This is a genomic window from Streptomyces sp. NPDC014734 (assembly GCF_043083325.1).
Lineage (GTDB): Bacteria > Actinomycetota > Actinomycetes > Streptomycetales > Streptomycetaceae > Streptomyces.
Genome location: NZ_JBIBYN010000016.1, coordinates 109995 through 130165, shown reverse-complemented (window position 1 = coordinate 130165; position 20171 = coordinate 109995). Strand labels below are relative to the sequence as shown.

Below are 20171 nucleotides of genomic sequence, written 5' to 3'. Positions count from 1 at the left end.
CATCGTACTGATGATTCAGGTGAGTTGAAGGAGACCGCGGAGGAGATCGCGACTCTCCTCGGGACCCGGACTGTCCTCGTGCAACCGGTTCATCGCCCTTTCGTACTGAGCGACTTCTTCACGCTTGTCCAGATAGAGCGCACTTGTCAATTGCTCCAAATAGACGATGTCCGACAGATCGGATTCCGGGAAACGGAGCATCGTGAAAGAGCCCCCTTCTCCCGCGTGTCCGCCAAAACTGAACGGCATCACCTGAAGGGTGACGTTGGGGTGTTCCGACATCTCGATCAGATGCCGCAATTGACCACGCATCACTTCGCGATCGCCGTACGGGCGGCGCAGTGCCGCCTCGTCCAGCACGGCGTGGAAACGCGGGGCACGTTCCGACACGAGGGCCTTCTGCCGCTCCAGCCGGAGTGCGACGCGCCGGTCGATCTCGACGGCGGGGGCGTCGCCCATGCCACGGGTGACGACCGCGTGCGCATAGGACTCGGTCTGCAACAGACCGTGGATGAACTGGACTTCGTACACCCGGATGAGCGATGCCGCCCCTTCGAGACCGATATAGGTCTGGAACCATCCGGGCAGTACGTCTCCGTAACTGTGCCACCATCCGGCCACGTTGGCCTCGCGCGCCAGACCGAGCAGGGCGTCGCGCTCCGCCTCGTCCGTGACTCCGTAGAGCGTGAGCAGGTCCTCTACGTCCCTGGCCTTGAAGCTCACCCGTCCCAACTCCATGCGGCTGATCTTCGATTCGGAAGCCCGGATGGAGTAGCCGGCCGCCTCGCGGGTGATCCCGCGCGAGTCGCGCAACCGCCTGAGCTGCGAGCCCAGCAGGATGCGCCGCACCACAGATCCACTCGACTCGCCTGCCGCCACTGGACCGATCCTCCCCATCGCTTCCCTGGACACGAGGTCCCCCCGAACCCCAAGTGCCGGATTCTGCCATCAAAACGCTTCAGCCCGTACTCATTCGATTACGCAGACGGGAAGGGCTCGGCAAAGCTGTGAAAATACCCGCAGGAAGAAATGGCCAAGAAACGGCACGGGCTCGGACAGGACGGGCGCGTGCACGTGCATCTGCCCTTGCATCTGCCCTGCGCATTCGGAACCATGGCCATCGCGCACCTGCGTGCTCGTTCGTGTTGTGCCGCTGTACCCCGCAGTACCGATACAGCCGCGAATCCCGGGAGTGCCTCGCATGGGGACGAATGGATCGACGATGCTCGCGCCGTTACGGCAGGGGCTTCCACCCATCGATCCCTCAGCCGTCTCCGGCTCGGCGACCTGCACCTTGCCCGCCCGCTACGAAGCCGTGCGCGGCGCGCGGCGGTTCACCAGGTCGACACTGACCGGCTGGGGGCTGGACGACCGCTTCGACGACGTCGCCCTTGTCGTCTCCGAACTCGTCACCAACGCACTGCGCCACGCCCTGCCCGGGGACACCGCTCCGGACCCCCAGGAACCGCCGGTGCGACTGCACTTGATGCGCTGGAGCTCACGCCTGGTGTGCGCCGTGCGCGATCCCAGCCAGGAGAGCCCGGTCGCCTCGGAGGCGGGGGAGTCCGCGGAATCGGGCCGCGGTCTCTTCCTCGTGGAGTCCTTCAGCGACTCGTGGGGCTGGCACCCCTCCCCCGTCCTGGGGCCGGAGGGCACGACCACCGGGGCGACACCGCGCGGCAAGGTGGTCTGGGCACTGTTCCGGCTGCACGACGGCATGTGAGCGGCGCGACCGGCCCGCGGCCCCGGCCCCGGCCCGCCCGGCGTGCACGACGCGATCGACACGCACGGCCCGCACGACGCGATCGACACGTACGACATGTACGACATGTACGAGGAACGCGACACGTACGGCCCGCGTGCCCGCACCGCGCGCCGTGCCGCATCACCGGCGGACGGTACCGGCGGAGGTCGTCGCCCGTGAGGGCGGACGCCACCCCTCCGGGGCACGGGATCCCGACCGGCCGAACCCCCCGCGACGGCGGGCGGGTCGGGACCTGTGGTCAGCCGCCCGCGACGAGGTGGTCGAACTCGCCGTCCTTCACCCCGAGCAGCAAAGCCTCTATCTCGGCAGGCGTGTAGACGAGGGCCGGCCCGTCGGGGTGACGTGAATTACGCATCGCCACATCCCCGCCGGGCAGTTTCGCGAACTCCACGCACGATCCCTGGGAGTTGCTGTGTCTGCTCTTCTGCCAGACGACTCCGCGAAGCTCTGTGGCCGCCATGCCGTTGTACACGTGGTGCACAGGACGCTCCCCGAGTTACAAGGTGCAAGTGTCAACTGTCTCGGATCATAACCTTGTTCCAGATACCGCTGCATGAGCAGATGCATGAGCGGATGCACGTGCACGCGGGGTGTTCCCGCGATTACAGTTTCAGACGCAGGAAGAGGCCTTCCGGATGCCTCAACACTTCGCCTACCCCGAGTCGGGCCGCCCATCCCGTTGACTCGCGCTGGTAACTTGGCGCGGTCTTTTGCCGCACAAGGGGGGAATTCCAGATGCAGAAAGTCGTGCGCTCCGGCGCCGTGATCGCCACCGGACTCGTCGCCGCGCTCGTGCTGACCGGCTGTGGCGGCGACAGCGGGAAGAACGACGCGGACAACGGTTCCGACGCCGGGGAGTCCGGCCGGGTCCCCGCCGACAACGGCTCCGGCGGTGATTCCGGGGGCGGCTCGGGCAATGACGCCGCGGCACTGGAGGGCGCCTGGTCCGGAAAGACCGACGGCAAGACGGTGGTCCTGTCCGTCGCGTCCGGGAAGGCCGTACTCGTCACCGAACAGCGCGCCTGCACGGGCGAGGTGCAGAACACGGGCAAGGTGACGCTGTCGCTCAAGTGCGCCGACGGTGACACCGACCGCACCCACGGGTCGGTGGAATCCAACGACGGCAGGACCATCGAGATCTCTTGGGGCGCCGGGACGAAGGACACCCTGGCGAAGACCGCGCCCGGCACGCTTCCGTCGGACCTGCCGAGCCTGCCGGACCTGCCGACCTCCTGACCTCCTGACCTGCCGACCTGCCGACCTGCCGACCTGCCGACCTGCCGGACCGCCGGACCGCCGGACCGCCGGACCGCCGGACGAGTATCCGCGACGAGGCACGTTCCCGCGCCGAGGGACGCCCCCGCGACCGGACGGCACCGCGACCGCACGCGCTTCCCCGTGACCGGACTCGGGTCCCGTCGATCGGCCCGCGTGCGGGCCCCGTCGTCCATCAACCCGGACGCGGCCCCGGCCATCGGCCTGCGTGCCGGTCCCGGCCGTCACCCCGGGTGCGGGCCCGGCCGACGATCGGGCGGACCCGCTGCCGGCGCACCGTCCAGCCCCCGGGAGAACTCCTCCAGGGCTTCGAGCAGCAGGCCGGCCCCGTTCCGCACGAACGGGTCGTCCCCGCCCTCTCCCGTCCGCGGCTGCGCGTCCCATCGCGCCAGCGCCTCGCGCACCTCGGCCCAGTCCGGCACCCGTCGCTCCCGCACCTCCTTCGCCCCCCGCTCGGTGGCCCGGCGCAGCGCCTCGGCCAGGGCCGACGCCTCCGGTACGGGGGTGGCGCCGCCACGGGGGAGGTGGGCCTCCAGCAACATCGCGGCCCGGCCGAACTCCGCCAGGGCGTGCTCGGCGTCGGCGGTGGCGGAGCGCGAGAGGCCGCGGTTGCGCACCGGTTCGTGCTGGGCCGCGGCCACCGCCTCCTGCCAGGCGACCCTGGCCTCACGGGTGGCGAGCAGGGCGGAACGGACGTCGCCGTGGCCGCGCTCGACCGGTTCGGCGTACTGGTCGACGACCGCGGCGGCGTACCGGCCGTCCGCCTTCAGCCAGTCACCGAGCCTGCCGCGCAGTCGCGGGGTCTCCCAGGCCGGGTATGCCGCGTACGAGACCATCGCGAGGAGGCCGCCGACGAGGGTGAGCACCACCCGCTCCGGGACGGTCTGCGACCAGTTGTCACCCGCCATCCCGAGCAGGAAGACCACGTACGCCGAGACGCACGCCTGGCCGACGACGTACCCGGTGCGCATCAGCAGGTACATGAGCAGGGCGCAGCACACGGCGAGCACCGCCGACGAGGTCACCCCCGGGTGGACGGTCCGGACGATCGCGGTGGCCAGCGACACCCCGACGATCGTGCCGCCGAAGCGGGCCACGGCCCGCTCGTACGTCTGGGAGAAATCCGGCCGCATCGTCATCACGGCCGCCATCGGCGCCCAGTAGCCGTGGCCGAACGGCAGGGCGGTGCCGATGAGGTAACCGATCGCGACCACGACGGCGACCCGCACGGCGTGCCGCAGGATCGGGGATCCGGGACGGAGTTCCGCGCGCATCGCCCGCGCCACGACGGGGACCATCCGCGGCAGGGTGGGACGCCGCCGGTGCGGGACCTCGGGTGTCCCCTTCCCTGCCGTCCTGATGTCCTCGGCTGCCCTTCCGGCCTCGGCCTTCTCCGCCTTCGTCCCCTCGCCCTCGGCCGTCTCGATGACGTCGGAGAGCAGGGTGTCCAGCCGGTCGGCGGCGCGGCGGGGCGGGCCGGTGAGCAGCGAACCGGTGTCGGGGGTCTTCAGCGCGGCGACGGCGGACGGGGAGAGCTTCACCGGGTCGCCGTGGCGGATCGCGCGGGCCGCCGAATCGAGTACGGAACCGGCGGCGCCGAGGAGTTCACGGACCCGGTCGCGCTCCGGCCCCTCGTCCGGCACGCCCATCGCCGGATCCGCGAGCGAGGCGAGCACCGGCCTGATCCGCTCGGCGACCGCGCGCGAGCCCCGCAGCTCCGGCGGGCGGCGGCGGGCCTGCGAGGGGGTGACGGCGGCGGCGCTGCGGGCGGTCATCAGCGGTACCGGGTCGAAGAGGGCGAGCGGGTCGTGGCGCAGCCTGCGGGCGTAGTCGGCCTCGGCGGCCAGGGCGTCGGCGAGGGCGTCGCGCTGGGCGCCCCATCTGCGGATCCGGAACAGCACGATCAGCACCGCCTGCACGACCCCGCCGAACAGGATCATCGCCGCGTGCACGGCCGAGTCGGCGACGGAGGTGGGCAGGGTGACCGTCACCAGCATGATCGCCACGTTGGACGAGGCGATGATTCCGCCGGTCGCCCCCGCCGCCCAGGCCAGCCCCGCCAGGAACGTCCACAGCACCAGCAGGGCCAGGAACAGCACCGGCCGGGAGGCGGTGAGGTAGCCGAGGAACGTCGACCCGGCGAGGCTCGCCCCGGAGACCAGGGCCAGCACGGGCCGGGGACGCCAGCTGCGCTGGAACGTGGCGATGGCCGCCTGGAACGCGCCGAACGCGGAACTCGCGGCGACGACGGGCCCGAAGAACGCGAGGCTTACCCCGATGACCAGGGCGAGCCCGGCCGCGCCGCGGATCGCGACAAGCGGTTCGAGACGCCGCCGCTCGATCGTCAGCCCCGAGTGGGCGGTCTCCTTCAGCGCCCGGAGCCAGCTCATGCCCCAGAGACTATCCGTAATATCCGAATTGACCCGCCTTGTCGCAGTGATGCATCTCCTCGCCCGTCACCCCCGTCTCTCACCCCTCACCTCCGCCCGCCGCGCTTCGGGTGGTCCCCGCGCCCGTCGTGAATTCCGGGCCCCGGCGCGCCCGTCCTGGCCCGGTCGGCGGCAGCCGTTCCGTCGTTCCATCCATCGAGATCGGTGACGCCGCGGACCCGGGTGGTCGTGGTCCGGGGGAACATCCGCTCGGCGGCGTCCGTGACGGCCAGGTCCCGCGCGGCGAGTACCGGAAGCAGGCGGGGCTCCGATGCCCGCCCCTCTCCCCCTGCCGCGCCCCCCGCCCCCGCCTCGGCGCCCGCCTCCGCAGCGGTGACCCGGGCGGTGTCGGCGGCGAGCCGTACCCCCAGGCGCTGGGCGTACGCCATCAGGAAGGACTGCCGGAAGGTCTTCGTGCGCTTGCGCCCGCCCGCCCGCTGACCGGCCTCCGCCCTCGTCATCGCCGCCGTGCCCTGCACCAGCAGGGACGTGTACAGCAGTTCCACGGCCTCCAGATCCGGTTCGAAACCGACCACCGTGGAGAACCCGAGGTCACCGTTCCACACCGCGCGGCAGCGGTTCGCCGAGGCGACCGCGTCGAGCAGAATCGCCTTCGCCGTCTCGTACGGGGCGTCCACGCCGATCCGGCACGCCCCCGGCACCTCGCCGCCGCAACCGCGGGCCGCGAGCAGGGCCTCGTCGATGGAGTGCCGGGCCATCAGCTCCTGCGCCTTGGTCGTCAGCGCCTCCGCCTCCTCCGGGAAACCGGTCGCCTCCGCCTTGGCCAGCAGGGCGCGGATACGGGTCAGCATGCGGGGCTCGCCGTGTGCGGGGGGCAGGGGGTGCCCGAGCGCGGAGGCGCCGGGCGGCGGACCCACCGCTTCGATGACGGGAAGCCGGAGCAACAGCCGGTACAGCCCGAGGAGGGCCGAGGCACAGGAGAACCGGTCGGGCCGGTTCCGGGACGGCGCGGCGGGCAGCCCGTCGAGCTGGGCGCTCCAGCGGGGCGGCAACGACCCGTAGCGCCGGGTCTCCGAGACGATCAGCCCGGCGACGAGCCCGGCGGCGGTCTCGTCGAGCTCATGGCGGACGACGCGGACGACATCCGCCGGCTGCCAGCCGCGCTCCCAGGCGCGACGGACGAACTCCTCGCCACGACGGCCGAGTTCCGCGTCGGCCCCCGGATCGGCGGCCAGCAACGAGGCCCCGGCGTCGAGCCCGGCGTCGCCGTCCGAGTAGAGGGCCGCCGCGAATGCCTGGTCGATCACCGATTCCATGAGGTCAGCGTAGGCAGGAAGGCGGACGCACCGGACACCCGCGGCCGGTCACCCCGGGCTCGCCGCAGGCGCGACCATCCGGCTCCGGAACGACGGCTGCCGGATGACTGCCACCCGACTGCCGCCGCCGGACCGCCACCCACAGCGCCATCCACAGCCTGTGGATATCAAACTTCTGCTCGACTGCCGAGCACCTGTCGATTCCCCATGCGCCGACGAGACCCGACGCGGTGAAGCACTACCGGTGCACGTCGCTCTCGACACCGCTTCCGGCACCATTTCTGGCATTGCACCCGGGGAACGAGTCGGGTGTTCCCGCGTGAGATCCGTCTCCAGCGCCTCGCGGGTGGGGTCCGACACGTCCCACGAATGCTCGGCGGGAAGGCCCGCGAACAGCCCGCACGCATCCTCCTCCTCGCCGTCCAGCACCGGGCACCAGGGCAGCCGGGCGAGCACGGCAGCGCCGCCGCCCCAACGGACCCACACGGCACCGCCCTCCTCGTCGTCGACCCCCAGCATCCGGGCGTGGTCGTAGCGGTGCCCCTCGCCGAGTTCGCACAGGACGCATCCGCGTTCGGAGCAGCCGGTCACCCGGCTGGCATCGGGCGGGGCGGCAGCGCCAGCATGGATGTGCACTGGTGGAACGGCCGGCCTTCTTCGGTACGGGTGAGAAGGAGGGGAAGCCGGGGTGCCGGAAGGACTGACGCCGCTGGTCCGCGTCGTCCTGGACGTCCGCGTTCGCGTCCCCGTGGATACGCCGCAGTTCGGCGCGGGCGATCTCCGTCATTCGACCAGACGGTGGATCCGGTGCCGCGCCGGTGCCGGTCCAGAACAGCCATAAGCCGCACAGGAGCGGTGGTTCGACCGTCCAGAGCCGCGCGGCGCGCTCGGTCCGTTCGTCGTCTCGGCGAGTTCGCACAACACGTGGTCGTCCATCGCCTCCGGCAGGTTCTCCGGACCGCCGTTCATGGGGGCGAGCGCGAGAAGTCTCTCCACCCCGGGCACAGCGGCCACAGCGGCCACAGCGGCCACAGCGGTGCACTGGAGCATTTCGGATCTCTTCCGTGGTTCGGATCTCTTCCGTGACGGACGGGACGTACGGCGATCGTTGACGCGAGCGCGAGACACGCGGCTGGAAGCAGGACGACCTGGGTGTACGTGTCGGATATTCCGGATGCCACATCTCAGGCGTGGAAAACGCCCACAAGCCGCCGCCCCTCAGGCTTTCTCTCGCCGTCGACGCGGCGTTCGGCATCGTGGGAACGGCGGATGCGTCCGGCGCGAGTGACGCGAGAACCGTCGTGGTGTATCACTCCAGGGCTTCCCCCAGCAGCAACGGCGGCCTGCGTCGAATGGGCCCCGGAACACGCGCCCACCAGCGTCCCCGTCCCCGTCCGCGACTCCAAAAACCCGGGCGGTCCGGTGCTGGCTGTCCCCACCAACGCGTTCGCATCGTTCGTGGCAGGTGTCAAAGCCGGTGAGTTCGGCACTGCCTGATCCGCTCCGGCCCCATGCGTACCGTCCCAGCACGACGAAGCCCCGCCCCCCTCCGAACGCCACCGCTCACGCGGATCGCGAGGTGGGGCGGGGCCTGCTTCGTTCACGCCGCGCGGCGGTAGTCGCCCGGACCGGTGCAGGCGTTGCAAACGGCCCGCTCATCGAGCGGCGTGGTCCTCACTGCTGGGAACGGGAGTTGAACGATGACAACAGCAGGGTGATCAGAATCCACAGGCCGTCAGGAACCGGCCGCCGCGACGGATCGGCACCCGCAAAAGAGCCATCACGCCGCAGCTCACACCATCACCACATGAGACGCCCTCCTGCTTCGGCCACCTCGCGCCCACGCGCTTGCCCGTCAGCGCCTCACCATGGCTGTCAGCGAAAGGCTTGCGGCATAGAGAACCAACGCAACGCTCCATGCCATAACACTCTCCGAAGGCTGAAGTGGCAACGCCCACCATCGCGCAGAAACAAGGCCGTTGGGATCGTAGCCCCGGCCAGTGTTCGCGACGCCCAGCAAAAGCATGAGACAGACTGCTCCGGCAGCCGCCTCATTGCTCAGCGCCTGTACCACAAGCGCCACGGCGAGCAGCAGCATCGTATTGCGCGCAACCTCCAGGCCGATCAAGGGACTGAGCAGATGGAGCGCTATGACGAGTGTCGTGAGCACAAGGCGATCCCACAGCATGATGGGAGTAACCGCCGTACGTTCTACTGCTGTCAGACGTCGTTCGGAGCAGTACATGACTGCGATCACCAGCAAGAGAGGTGCAAAGTACCGGACCGGAACTCCACCGACACCGCTCAGAATCGTCGGTAGTGGAACCTCTGCGCCGCCGGCTTTCAGACACACGACGCAGAGCAGTGCCAGCGCCGCGAGGGCAACCCACCAGCGCCTTACCGGAGTGAGGTAGATCCTCACCACATCACCGACCGGCAATAGTCCTGGCTCTGAACGTGCTGGGTAAACCATTGCACTTGATCGGCCGGAGAAGTTGCCAGAACGCTCTGCAGCGCCTTCCACTCTGAATCTGTCAGCGCCGCACGTACGTCCTTCTGCGGGACACCCACGGTTGCCAAGGCCCAGGCTTCCTGAATCGATGGCTGGCGGCAGTCGCGCACGCCGACGAGTGCGGCCGTGCCTGCCACTGCGGAGTCCGCGACGGTCGACTCGATGTTCTGAGGCGACCAACGACTGTCCCAGTTGAGAGGCCAGACACCCGGCTTGAGTGGTTGCCTGTCCGATGCCATCCGCAGCATGGCGGGCTCCGGAAGCCCAGCCTTGTGCAGCGAGCGCACGGCGGGCAAAACATCCTCGCGTATCGCAACAGCCTGACCTGCGAATTCATCAGGAAGACACAGGGCAGGAGATGAACCGACGCAGGTAGTGTGCCCGGTGCGGGCCACCGTGGGAGGCGAGTATCCCCAGTTGACGACGAGGACCCTCCCCAGGATGAAGGTGCAGACCACCATCGCCACGCTCACAGCCAGTATCCACGGTCGACGACGCGCCTGAAGGAGTAGAGCGGCGGCACACGCAAGTCCGAGTGAGACCAGCCAAGGAACCCAGTAGACATTGGGTACGAGCACGTCGGTAAGGCTGGAACTTTCACTGATGAAGCCTCCGAGATGACGCCAGAACGGGACCTGCATCGCCTGCGTCATGGCGAGCAATATCCAGCAGAGGACCGATGCGACCGGCGCCGCAATCGCACGAGGGAGAAGTTGTCCCAGCGCCCAGCCCACCACCATCCATCCACAGGGAAGAACAAGAAGATGCGCTATCGGGAGGAGCCCGGGAAGGTCCGGACTTGGCCAGACACCCGTCGCCGACCTGGCAACAATCAACGCGCCAACAACAAGCAGAACCTGAAGTACGAGGACTGGGGCGAGCGCCCGGACTATCTGGGAAAAAATCCTGCGGGTCGCGACGGTTCGAAGTGCCCCCAGTTGCCGCTGCCGACCGGACTCCCATGCTGCCGCTCCCGCCACGGCAGGGGCGATCACGACTATCGCCCAGGAAGAGAGCTCACCGGAAGATATACCGTATCCGGAAACAGCATTACCACCCGACACGAACATGACCATGTAGATCAGGGCGGGCAGCAATAGCCATGGTGTTGCGGATCCCCGCAAATTTCCGAAGAAGATCACAGCTCCACCGCATCCAGCAATGTTGAATAGGCGCTTTCGAGCTGGCGCCCTGGGGCGCAATCAGGAGCGGCATGCGCCTGAAACTCACTCACAGTTCCATGGAATTTCGTTGCACCACCTTCGAGGACAACGACTTCGCCGAATGTCTGATCAAGATCCACTATTTCATGAGTGGACACGATGACAGAAACATGCCCGGGAAGCCCCTCAAGCACATCATGGAACCTGCGGCGCTGAGCAGGATCCAAGCCCACCGTGGGTTCGTCGAGCAACAGGAGTTCCGCTTCGTGAATTAGCGCTTGCGCAATCGCAAGGCGCTGCTGCTGCCCCCCTGAAAGCGTGGACACCTTGTCACTTAATTTCCCTCCCAGCCCTACACGATCAATTGCTTGCGGTGCAGCATTCCAAGCCTCGCGCTCACTCAATCCCTTGAGCCACCCGACATATGCCACATGTTCGCGGCATGTCGTTCCGGGCAGGAACGCGGGACGCTGCGGAAGCCAGGAAACCTTCCTGCGGTACTCACGCAGATCGTTCCGCTTCACGACGGACAGACCATCAAGGGCAACTTCCCCTGAATGCGGAAAAATTGCACTGGCGCCGAGCGCGAGAAGCGTGCTCTTTCCAGCACCGTTGGGACCGAGCAGAACAGTACGCGGTGCGGTGAATCGCAGGTCGAGCCCATCGATCACCAGCCTCTCCCTCCGCTTGTAGCGGAACGAGCAGGACTGGAAGTGCAGCGCCATAGAGGCAACCTCGTGAAATGAAGAGCCCCGGCTGACGAGAGGTCGGCCGGGGGGAGGATGGGGGTTAGCAGGAGACCGTCAGGGATTTGACGGTCGTAACCGTGGTCCCGACGAGATATTCATTTATAGAGAAGTAGTGGTTGGCGTTGCCATGAGCATTCCAGTTCCCAGTGGACGTGTACGTCGATCCTTTCAGACAGTTCGTGAAAGCGGCAGTCGAGTAGTACGTATCGGGGCTCAGGGAAATATCCTTCGCCAGGGTGACACGAACCGCATTTTGATCCGTCGAACAACCGGTGAACTTGATGGTGGTTGCAGTATTCGGCTCGTACCAACGGCGCGATTCGAACCCAGTAGGAACCTTACTGAGGTAGCTGCTCCAACTGGCAGCTTGGGCAGGCGCCGCAAATATTCCAAGGCCGGCCACAACGACACCGAGCGCGACCACTAAGACCCTACGAGAAGAATCCCGCATCGAATCGATGCGCACAGAAAGGGATGGAAATCTACCCACCTTCCGTCATGCGAGACTGAAACGGGGCAAACACAAACAGGCCCCCGTCGCACGAAATTCTCGCAGGTAGATAATCGGCACTCCGCCGTTCCGGCTGAGACAACCCTACGAGACTTGTCGATTGCGCTCAAGACGTGAAGGCATTGAAAATAGCCCCGATTCATCAGCAAATTTCAGGACAGAGTTCACGTTCCGCTTTGAGGACTCAACACCATTGCATTCGATTCTGTGAGCGGTACGCGCGGGCTTGCCGTCCGGTGGCGGCGCCTGAGACAACCGGCGCCAGGTTTCGACGGTGACATCCGGTTTCGACCGTAATGCCTGACGGCTGTCGACGGCACAACCCTGCCCGCAATCCCTGGCGGGCGCGCGACAACAGCTACGGCGCCTCGCGGCGTTGTCGGAACGTCCGCATACATCCAGCATGCGGACGCTCCTCCGCCTTGCGATGCACCGCATCCGACGCCGCGCACTGATCCACCGCGGATTACGGGACAGCCCTTGGGCCGGGTCCACGACACGTGGGCTACCTGGCGAACCCGCCCAGCCCGGCCGGAACGACGGTGAGAGGCAAGGGGCACGCGCCCGGGTTGACGGCGCAATTGGTCCATCCGGCCCGAACCGCTGACAGTGAATCCGTTTCTATGCTTTTATATCGTTTTCGCGTGATTTCATCCCGTCATGGGAGGCGATCACGTGAAGACCGATGACACGACCGGGAACGCAGCCAGGGGCAGGGCCGGGGACACGACCAGGAGTGGGGACGGAGACACGCCGGGGGGCACGACGAGAAATGAGACCGGGGACCGGACCGCGGCGCGGCGGCTGCACGGGGCCGCCCGGGCAGTCACCTCGCGGCGGCGGATGCTGACGGCGGCGGCTGCGCTCGCGCCTGCGCTGGCCGTCGCGGGGCCGGCCGCAGCGACAGCCAGCCGGCCACCCGGATCCGCAGCTGACACCGGACCGGGGCACGGCGGGCCCGGGCACGGCGGGCAGCGGATCACGCCGGTGCCGACCGCCCCCGCGGAATGGGCGGGCGTGGCCCGGGCCCTGGGCCGTCCCGGCAACATGCTGCGCGACACGATCTACCACACGGGCTTCCCCCGGCGGGACCTGCACGTGGTCTCCGAGGGCGTGCTCGTCACGGCGGGGCTCGCCCTCGGTACGCATGTGGCCTTCGTCCGCTACGCCGACGGCAGCACCATGGCGATGGGCGACGTGGTGGTCACCGAGGACGAGTTGCAGCGGGTGACCGATGCCTGGCTCGCGCACGGCATCCAGCAGACCGCGCTCCACAAGCACCTGCTCGCCCAGACCCCCGACATCTGGTGGACCCATGTCCACGCGCACGGGCACGACCCGGTCGCGATGGCCCGCGGCCTGCGCGCCGGGTTCGACCGCACCGGCACCCCGCCCGCCCGGCCGCCGCTGCGGGGTACCCGGGTCGATCTGGACACCGCCGGCATGGAGGCGGTCCTGGGGACGAAGGGGACCGTCGAGGACGGGATCTACAAGATCCTCTTCGTCCGCCGGGAGACGATCGCGGACGGCCGTCTGATCCTGCCGTCCGGCCTGGGTTCGACCAGCGCGTTCAACTTCCAGCCGCTCGGCGGCGGCCGGGCGGCGCTCAGCGGGGACTGCGCCATGCTCGCCGACGAGGTCCCGAAGGTGCTGAAGGCCCTGCGACAAGGCGGGATCAAGCTCGTCGAACTGCACAACCATCACCTCACCGAGGATCCCCGCCTGTTCTTCACCCACTTCTGGGCCGTGGGCGACGGCGTCGCACTCGCCCGTACGGCGCGCTCCGCCCTGGACGCCACCGACGTCGTCCCGGCCGCACTCGACTGAGCCACGGAGCGTCCCGTCCTCCGGTCCAGCGACCCCGGACACCCCGGGCTGTGGAATCCGTTCCGCATATGGACCAATCGGGCCCGGGCCGCGCGTGCCCCCGCGGGAGACCGGGCACCCATGTCCCGTCCACCCCGCCCCTTCCCGAACCACCCGCCAGTTTCTCCCCCTGGAGCTCCGCATGGAACCAGCCACCGGCGCCCGGCTGTGCCCGTTCGACTACGCCGAGGCCCTCGAATTCGACCCGGTTCTCCGGCATTTGATGACCGAAGAGCCCGTCTCGCGCATCCGGTTGCCGCACGGCGACGGCGACGCGTGGCTCGTCACCGGATACGACGACGTACGCACGGTGACCACCGACCGACGGTTCAGCAGGCACGCCATCATCGGCCGCAACTTCCCGCGCATGACCCCCGAGCCGATCGTTCAGGACGAAGCGATCAACGTGATGGACCCGCCGGGCAGCAGCAGGCTGCGCAGTCTGATCTCCAAGGGGTTCGCACCCCGGCACATGGAACGCATGAAGGTGCGCACCCAGCACGTCGTGGACCGGCTGCTGGACCGGATGGAGGAGCACGGCGCCCCCGCCGACCTCTTCGCGCACCTCGCGGCCCCACTGCCGCTGATCACCATCTGCGAGGTCCTCGACATTCCCGAGGCGGACCAGGCGCAACTGCGGACGCATGCCCGGACCATGATGGACACCACCGTCGAGAACCGGGACAACGCCGTACGGTCCAAGGCGGATCTGCGTGCCTATTTCCAGAAGCTGACCGCGGAACGCCGGGCGAACCCCGGCGACGACCTGATCAGCACGCTGGCCACGGCACGCGACGGCGACGAGATCCTCAACGACCAGGAACTGACCGTGATGGCCATGGTCCTGCTCATCACCGGCCAGGACACCACCACGTACGAGATCGGGAACATCGCCTACACGCTGCTGACCAGGCCCGATGAGCTGGCCATGCTGCGCGAGCGCCCCGAGATGCTGCCCCAGGCCATGGAGGAGCTGCTGCGCTTCATCCCCTTCCGCAAGGGCGTCGGCATCCCGCGCGTCGCCCTGGAGGACGTGGAGCTGAGCGGGGTGCAGATCCGTGAGGGCGACATCGTGCACGTCTCCTATCTGACGGCCAACCGCGACGGCCGGAAGTTCGACCGGCCGGACGAGCTCGACCTGGAACGCGAGGGACCGTCCCACATGACCTTCGGGTGGGGCGGTCACCACTGCCTCGGCGCCCCGCTCGCCGCCACCGAGCTCCAGATCGCCATCGGCACTCTGCTGGAGCGCTTTCCCGCGCTGAAGCTGGCGACGCCCGTCGAGGAGGTGCGCTGGAACAAGACGTCGATCTGGCGCTATCCCCTCGAACTGCCCGTCACCTGGTAACGGTCTCCCCCATGATGGGGCCGCGACGCCGCGGCCCCATCATGCGAAGGCCGTGATCGACGACGGCCGTGACGACAGGAATGGTCGACAACGGTCGCGACCGGCAACGGCCGCGACCGACGACGGCCGTGATCGATGATGCGCCGGGGCCGGGCGCCCGGCAACCCGGGCCGGGTTCCCCACCCGGCGCCGCGTCGGCCGCACCGCCCGCACCGCACGCGGGCCCGGCCCCGCCACCGCCTCGCCCTCCCCGCCTCGCCTCCCCGCCGCCGCCGCCTCGCTGCCCCGCCGGGACCCACGGTCCCACCGGCGGGGCAGTGCGACGGAACCGGGCGGCGCCCCGCCGCGGCGGGGCGAGGACAACATCTCGACGTGCGACCCCGATCCGCCTGCCGTAACGTGATCCCGACGGCCACCAAGCCGTGGCGGATCAGTATCCGCCCGGGACGGCAAGAACTCAGTCTTCAGACGGTCGGCCCGTCCGCGCCCGTTCCAGGGGAATCGAAACCGGCGCGGGAACCCACCCCCGCCCCTGCTCCGCGCTGCGACACCGCATCACGCGGCACCGTGCGCCCGGGGCCCGCGGCGGCCGTTCCCGCAGCCCTCCGCCGCCTCCCGCCGTCGGCGGTCACCCCTCACATCGTTCCGGGCCCGGCCGTGTGGACCACATCCGCTAGGAGGAGTTCCATGGCGGTTCTCTGCAAGCCGGCGATCGAGGTTCCCGAGTACGTCATCACCAACGAGGAAACCCTCGAACTGGCTCGACGGTTGCACGGTGACCATCCGCAGATCGACCTGGTCCTACGTCTGATCGAACACACCGGGGTGCAGAAGCGGCACCTGATCCAGCCGATCGACAAGGTGCTCCAGCACCCGGGCTTCGACGCCCGCAGCGTCACCTACGAACAGCACACCAAGGCGCGTGTCCCGCAGGTGGTGCGCCGAGCGCTCGACCAGGCCGAAGTGGAGCCGCAGCAGATCGACTTGATCGTGTACGTGTCCTGCACCGGCTTCATGATGCCGCCGCCGACCGCGTGGCTCATCGGCGAGATGGGCTTCCGGCCGGAGACCCGTCAGCTGCCCATCGCCCAGCTCGGCTGCGCCGCGGGGGGCGCAGCCATCAACAGGGCCCACGACTACTGCACGGCGTATCCCGACGCCAACGTGCTGGTGGTCGCCTGCGAGTTCTGCTCGCTCTGCTACCAGCCCACCGATCTGGGTGTGGGATCGCTGCTGTCCAACGGCCTGTTCGGCGACGGCATAGCCGCCGTCGTGCTCCGGGGCAGCGGGGGCACCGGCGTCCGGCTGGAACGCAACGGCTCGTACATCATCCCGGACACCGAGGACTGGATCTCCTACGCGGTCCGGTCGACCGGATTCCACTTCCAGCTCGACAAGCGTGTGCCCGGCACGATGGAACCCCTCGCCCCGGCCCTGAACGCGGTCGCCGAGGAGCACCAGTGGAACGCGGGGAAGATGGACTTCTACATCATCCACGCGGGCGGCCCCCGCATCCTGGACGACCTGAGCCACTTCCTGGACGTGCCGCCCGAGGCGTTCCGCTTCAGCCGCGCGACGCTCACCGAGTACGGCAACATAGCCAGCGCGGTGGTCCTAGACGCCCTGGGCCGCATGTTCGACGAGGCCTCGGCCCTGGACGGCCACCGCGGTCTGCTGGCGGGCTTCGGCCCCGGCATCACCGCCGAGATATCGCTCGGCACCTGGACATCGGAATCCGAGGTGTGACGCGCCACCCGCGCTCCGAAGCCCGCCGGACTCCCGAAGCCGGTGGGCTCCCGGGGCCGGTGGGCTCCCGGGGCCGGTGGGCTCCCGGGGCCGGTGGGCTCCCGGGGCCGGTGGGCTCCCGGGGCCGGTGGGCTCCCGGAGCCGGAAGGACCGGGACCGCCGAACCGTGCCGCTGTCAGTGCCGGGTGCCAGACTCGACGACATGACCGAACGTTGGGCTCTGGCCATCACGGAGACCGGTGGCGCGCTCCTCGCCCCGCTGGACGCCACCGGCCTGCCCACCGCCCCGGTCCGGTCCGAGCCCGACCCCGTGACGGCCGTCCGCTCCCGGCCGCAGGTCGCACGCTGGGTGTGGCGGTCCACCGCCGAGATCCATCCGCTCCTGCTGGCGGGGGGCGTCGTCGTGGACCGCTGTTACGACATCGAGGCCGCCGAATCACTTCTCCTCGCCCACGAGGGGCGGCTGGGCGAACCCCGCTCCGCGGCCGCCGCCCACGCCCGTCTGCACAACGCCCCCGTGCCGCCCGACCCCCCGCCCCGTTCCGCCGAGCCCGGCTCACAGTCCTCCCTCTTCGAACCGCGCCCCGGCACGGACCTGCCGTTCACCGGACTGCTCCAGGTCTACGCCGACCAGCTCCGCCGCCACGACGCCACCGCCTCCCCGGGCCGGATGCGCCTGCTGACCGCAGCCGAGTCGGCCGGCATGCTGGTGGCCACCGAGATGAACCGTGCGGGCCTCCCCTGGCGCGCCGATGTGCACCGGGAAGTACTCCAGGAGCTGCTCGGCGAGCGGTACGCGGGCGGCGGCGAGCCCCGCAGGCTGGCCGAGTTGGCCGACGAGATCTCGGCAGCCTTCGGCAGGCGGGTCCGCCCCGATCTCCCCGCCGACGTCGTGAAGGCGTTCGCCCAGGCCGGAATCAAGCTGAAGTCCACCCGGCGCTGGGAGCTGGAAGGGCTGACCCATCCGGCGGTGGAGCCCCTCATCCAGTACAAGAAGCTGTACCGGATCTGGACGGCACACGGATGGGGCTGGCTCCAGGACTGGGTGCGCGACGGCCGCTTCCGCCCCGGGTACCAGCCCGGCGGCGCCGTCAGCGGCCGCTGGACGACCAACGGCGGAGGGGCGCTCCAGATCCCCAAGGTCATACGGCGGGCGGTCGTCGCCGACGAGGGCTGGTGCCTCGTCGTGGCGGACGCCGACCAGATGGAGCCCAGGGTGCTCGCCGCGATCTCCCGCGACCCCGGGCTCATGGAGGTCGCGGGGCACGACGGCGACCTCTACACGGCCCTGTCGGACCGGGCCTTCCACGGCGACCGCGAGCACGCCAAGCTCGCCCTGCTGGGCGCGGTCTACGGCCAGACCTCGGGCGACGGCCTGAAGAACCTCGCGGCCCTGCGCAGGCGGTTCCCGCTGGCCGTGGCATACGTCGACGACGCGGCGAAGGCGGGCGAGGACGGGCGTCTCGTACGGACATGGCTCGGTCGCACCAGTCCGCCCGCGGCCGGGAGCGGGGACGACGAAGAGGCCGGGATTCCCCAGGAGGAGACGGCACCGCCCTCCGTCGACGGCGCGTTCACCCCCGGATACGCCTCGTCCAACGCCCGCGCGCGAGGCCGCTTCACCCGTAATTTCGTGGTGCAGGGCAGCGCCGCGGACTGGGCGCTGCTGCTCCTCGCGGCGCTGCGCCGGTCGATCCGCACCGCGGGCCTCCGGGCCGAACTCGTCTTCTTCCAGCACGACGAGGTGATCGTCCACTGCCCGCAGGAGGAAGCGGAAGCGGTAGTGGCGGCGATCCGCGCGGCCGGCAACACCGCGGGCCGGACCACCTTCGGCGAGACACCGGTGCGCTTTCCGTTCACGACGGCGGTGGTGAAGCGCTACTCGGACGCGAAGTAGCCCGGCCAACACGAAGCGGTCCCACGAAGCGATCCCACGAAGCGGTCCGGGGAAGCGGTCCGGGGAAGCGGTCCCGCAAAGCGGTCCGGGGATGTGCACGTCGGCCGCAGGCCCCCTCAGCCGGAGCCGGGACCTTCCTGTTCCCGATGCCCGTCCACGTCCCGCCGGTCCGTAAGCGGTTCCGTCCCCCGCTCCGAACGCCGTCCGCCGGTCGGGGCGGTCGCCGTCCGGTCCTCGAACCCGGCGAGGCCGTGATCGTAGTGCGCGGGACGCAGATGCTGATGCCGGTGCCGGGTGTTGAGCAGGTGGATGACGAACGCCGTGATCGCGATCATCGCCAGCACGATCACAACATTGACCAGTGTGTCCATGCGAAACCGGCCCCCTTCGACGTGCAGGGCGACACAAACCGGCTCACCTCACCGGAAAGCCGCACATCCAGGCTACTCCGCGGTCGCACACGACGCCCTGAGCACGGCACCCCGACGCACGGCACCGGGCTCAAGGGCTCACCTGTGCGGGGGCTCGAACGCGCGAGGCCCGGACCGGAAGGCACTCCGGTCCGGGCCGAGCGCGACACGCACCCGCGAGGACACCCCCGGCGCACGCCGCTCGGCGCTTACACGCCGTGTCGTGCTGTGCGTCTGGTGCGGTGACCGGGAAGGTTTGCCGGGGAGCCGGTGAACCTTCCCGGTGGCAGCACTATCCGCGTTCCCACAGCGCGGGGACGTTCGGCGGCTCCCAGCCGGGCATGGCCGAGTGCGCCTGCAGACAGCGGTATGTGACCCCGTTGTACGTGACGCGGTCGCCCGCGTTGTAGTTCGTCCCGGCAGCCCAGGTGCCACCGGTCGGCGGGTCCGTGGGCGGGTCGGTCGGCGGGTTGGTCGGGCCCTGCTCGACGTCGAGGACGAAGTCGAAGGTCCCCTCCCTCCCGGAACCGATGTCCCTGACGTTCATCAGCAGCGCCGGATCGAAGAGCATGTCCGTGTTGTTGCGCGGCTCGTCCGGGAAGTACAGCTGTGTGGTCAGGATGCGCGAACCGGGCGCCTGGACCTTGACGTGGATGTGCCGCGTGCGGCCCGGGTACAGCCCCGGAACAATCGTGGTCAGGGAGAAGGCCCCGGACTGATCGGTGAACTGGTGGCCGCGGAAGGCGAATCCGTTCATGTCGTACGCGCCGTTGGTGTCCGCCTGCCAGAAGTCGAGGAGCACCCCGGAGATCGGCTTGCAGGACCTCCCGAAGACATAGCCGCTTACGGTCAGCCGGACGCCCGGAGTGCTGGCGTCCACCAGGCTGCTGCGCAGGGGCGAGTTGGGCTTGAAGTAGGGCCCCTCGATCTGCTCGTGGGTCGGGTCGTCGCCGTCGTCGCAGTCCGGGGTGAGCGCGAGGGGCTTGCCGCTGGTGCCGGCGTCACGGGCCAGTGCGACGCCGCCCCCGGCGAGCAGCGGCACGGCGCCTGCGACCAGGGCGGCCTTGAGCAGGGTCTTGCGGCTGATCCGGCGGTCGTCGCCGGAGCCTTCGGGCACTTCTGGAGTCATGGCTGATTCCTCGGTATGGGGGAAGGACATGTGCATGACGTAGAGCGGAGAAGCTGTGGAGACGCCCGCGGAGGAGTTCACCGGGGGCTCGCCG

General features: G+C 69.2%; 18 protein-coding genes. 8 read left to right on the top strand and 10 right to left on the bottom strand.

Annotated features, from left to right (window positions below):
• Positions 1 to 15: 15 nt before the first annotated feature.
• Positions 16 to 897, bottom strand: coding sequence for a helix-turn-helix domain-containing protein (locus tag ACF1CT_RS24200; protein WP_391786074.1), 882 nt, complete (start codon positions 895 to 897; stop codon positions 16 to 18).
• A 325-nt stretch (positions 898 to 1222) separates the two neighbouring features.
• Between ACF1CT_RS24200 and ACF1CT_RS24195 the strand changes: the two genes are divergently transcribed.
• Both ACF1CT_RS24195 and ACF1CT_RS24190 read left to right on the top strand, forming a co-directional pair.
• A complete protein-coding gene (locus tag ACF1CT_RS24195; RefSeq protein WP_391786073.1) occupies positions 1223 to 1723 on the top strand; it encodes an ATP-binding protein in 501 nt (166 codons plus the stop codon).
• A 42-nt stretch (positions 1724 to 1765) separates the two neighbouring features.
• Positions 1766 to 1924: a hypothetical protein gene (locus tag ACF1CT_RS24190; RefSeq protein WP_391786007.1), complete on the top strand. Its 159-nt coding sequence runs from the start codon at positions 1766 to 1768 to the stop codon at positions 1922 to 1924.
• A 79-nt stretch (positions 1925 to 2003) separates the two neighbouring features.
• Here ACF1CT_RS24190 and ACF1CT_RS24185 read toward each other — a convergent pair whose 3' ends face one another.
• Positions 2004 to 2246, bottom strand: a complete 243-nt coding sequence (locus ACF1CT_RS24185; RefSeq protein WP_376239767.1) for a DUF397 domain-containing protein — start codon at positions 2244 to 2246, stop codon at positions 2004 to 2006.
• A 254-nt stretch (positions 2247 to 2500) separates the two neighbouring features.
• Here ACF1CT_RS24185 and ACF1CT_RS24180 point away from each other — a divergent pair, with 254 nt between their 5' ends.
• Positions 2501 to 3001 (top strand): hypothetical protein, encoded by a 501-nt coding sequence (locus tag ACF1CT_RS24180; protein WP_391786006.1) that lies wholly within the window; start codon positions 2501 to 2503, stop codon positions 2999 to 3001.
• Between the two features lie 263 nt (positions 3002 to 3264).
• On the opposite strand, the gene ACF1CT_RS24175 is transcribed toward ACF1CT_RS24180, so the two are convergent.
• Together ACF1CT_RS24175 and ACF1CT_RS24170 are read right to left on the bottom strand one after the other, a co-directional pair.
• Positions 3265 to 5430, bottom strand: a complete 2166-nt coding sequence (locus ACF1CT_RS24175; RefSeq protein WP_391786005.1) for an FUSC family protein — start codon at positions 5428 to 5430, stop codon at positions 3265 to 3267.
• 86 nt (positions 5431 to 5516) lie between these two features.
• On the bottom strand, positions 5517 to 6746 hold the full coding sequence (locus tag ACF1CT_RS24170; RefSeq protein WP_391786004.1) for a DUF2786 domain-containing protein: 1230 nt from the start codon (positions 6744 to 6746) through the stop codon (positions 5517 to 5519).
• A gap of 1269 nt (positions 6747 to 8015) precedes the next feature.
• Here ACF1CT_RS24170 and ACF1CT_RS24165 point away from each other — a divergent pair.
• Positions 8016 to 8243, top strand: a complete 228-nt coding sequence (locus ACF1CT_RS24165; protein ID WP_391786072.1) for a DUF397 domain-containing protein — start codon at positions 8016 to 8018, stop codon at positions 8241 to 8243.
• 358 nt (positions 8244 to 8601) lie between these two features.
• Here ACF1CT_RS24165 and ACF1CT_RS24160 read toward each other — a convergent pair whose 3' ends face one another.
• The 4 genes from ACF1CT_RS24160 to ACF1CT_RS24145 all read right to left on the bottom strand — a co-directional run bounded on the left by ACF1CT_RS24160 (position 8602) and on the right by ACF1CT_RS24145 (position 11636).
• Complete coding sequence (locus ACF1CT_RS24160; RefSeq protein ID WP_391786003.1) at positions 8602 to 9168, bottom strand: hypothetical protein; 567 nt, start codon at positions 9166 to 9168, stop codon at positions 8602 to 8604.
• Positions 9165 to 10400 carry a hypothetical protein gene (locus tag ACF1CT_RS24155; RefSeq protein ID WP_391786002.1) on the bottom strand — a complete coding sequence of 412 codons (1236 nt, stop codon included), beginning with the start codon at positions 10398 to 10400 and terminating at the stop codon, positions 9165 to 9167. Before ACF1CT_RS24155 ends, ACF1CT_RS24160 begins: the two co-directional genes overlap by 4 nt.
• On the bottom strand, positions 10397 to 11146 hold the full coding sequence (locus ACF1CT_RS24150; RefSeq protein WP_391786001.1) for an ATP-binding cassette domain-containing protein: 750 nt from the start codon (positions 11144 to 11146) through the stop codon (positions 10397 to 10399). The genes ACF1CT_RS24155 and ACF1CT_RS24150 overlap by 4 nt, the downstream gene beginning before the upstream one ends.
• 64 nt (positions 11147 to 11210) lie before the next feature.
• Positions 11211 to 11636, bottom strand: coding sequence for a hypothetical protein (locus ACF1CT_RS24145; RefSeq protein ID WP_391786000.1), 426 nt, complete (start codon positions 11634 to 11636; stop codon positions 11211 to 11213).
• A gap of 1032 nt (positions 11637 to 12668) precedes the next feature.
• On the opposite strand from ACF1CT_RS24145, the gene ACF1CT_RS24140 reads away from it, so the two are divergent.
• The 4 genes from ACF1CT_RS24140 (at position 12669) to ACF1CT_RS24125 (ending at position 18538) form a co-directional block, all read left to right on the top strand.
• Positions 12669 to 13508 carry a DUF1259 domain-containing protein gene (locus ACF1CT_RS24140; protein ID WP_391785999.1) on the top strand — a complete coding sequence of 280 codons (840 nt, stop codon included), beginning with the start codon at positions 12669 to 12671 and terminating at the stop codon, positions 13506 to 13508.
• A gap of 181 nt (positions 13509 to 13689) precedes the next feature.
• The gene (locus ACF1CT_RS24135; RefSeq protein ID WP_391785998.1) at positions 13690 to 14895 is read left to right on the top strand and encodes a cytochrome P450; all 1206 of its coding nucleotides are present in this window, start codon (positions 13690 to 13692) and stop codon (positions 14893 to 14895) included.
• Positions 14896 to 15582: 687 nt separating this feature from the next.
• Positions 15583 to 16641, top strand: coding sequence for a type III polyketide synthase (locus tag ACF1CT_RS24130; RefSeq protein WP_391785997.1), 1059 nt, complete (start codon positions 15583 to 15585; stop codon positions 16639 to 16641).
• Between the two features lie 202 nt (positions 16642 to 16843).
• Positions 16844 to 18538: a bifunctional 3'-5' exonuclease/DNA polymerase gene (locus ACF1CT_RS24125; protein ID WP_391785996.1), complete on the top strand. Its 1695-nt coding sequence runs from the start codon at positions 16844 to 16846 to the stop codon at positions 18536 to 18538.
• 116 nt (positions 18539 to 18654) lie between these two features.
• On the opposite strand, the gene ACF1CT_RS24120 is transcribed toward ACF1CT_RS24125, so the two are convergent.
• Positions 18655 to 18909: a hypothetical protein gene (locus tag ACF1CT_RS24120; protein ID WP_391785995.1), complete on the bottom strand. Its 255-nt coding sequence runs from the start codon at positions 18907 to 18909 to the stop codon at positions 18655 to 18657.
• Positions 18910 to 19240: 331 nt separating this feature from the next.
• On the bottom strand, positions 19241 to 20077 hold the full coding sequence (locus ACF1CT_RS24115) for a carbohydrate-binding protein (RefSeq protein ID WP_391785994.1): 837 nt from the start codon (positions 20075 to 20077) through the stop codon (positions 19241 to 19243).
• Between the last annotated feature and the right edge of the window lie 94 nt (positions 20078 to 20171).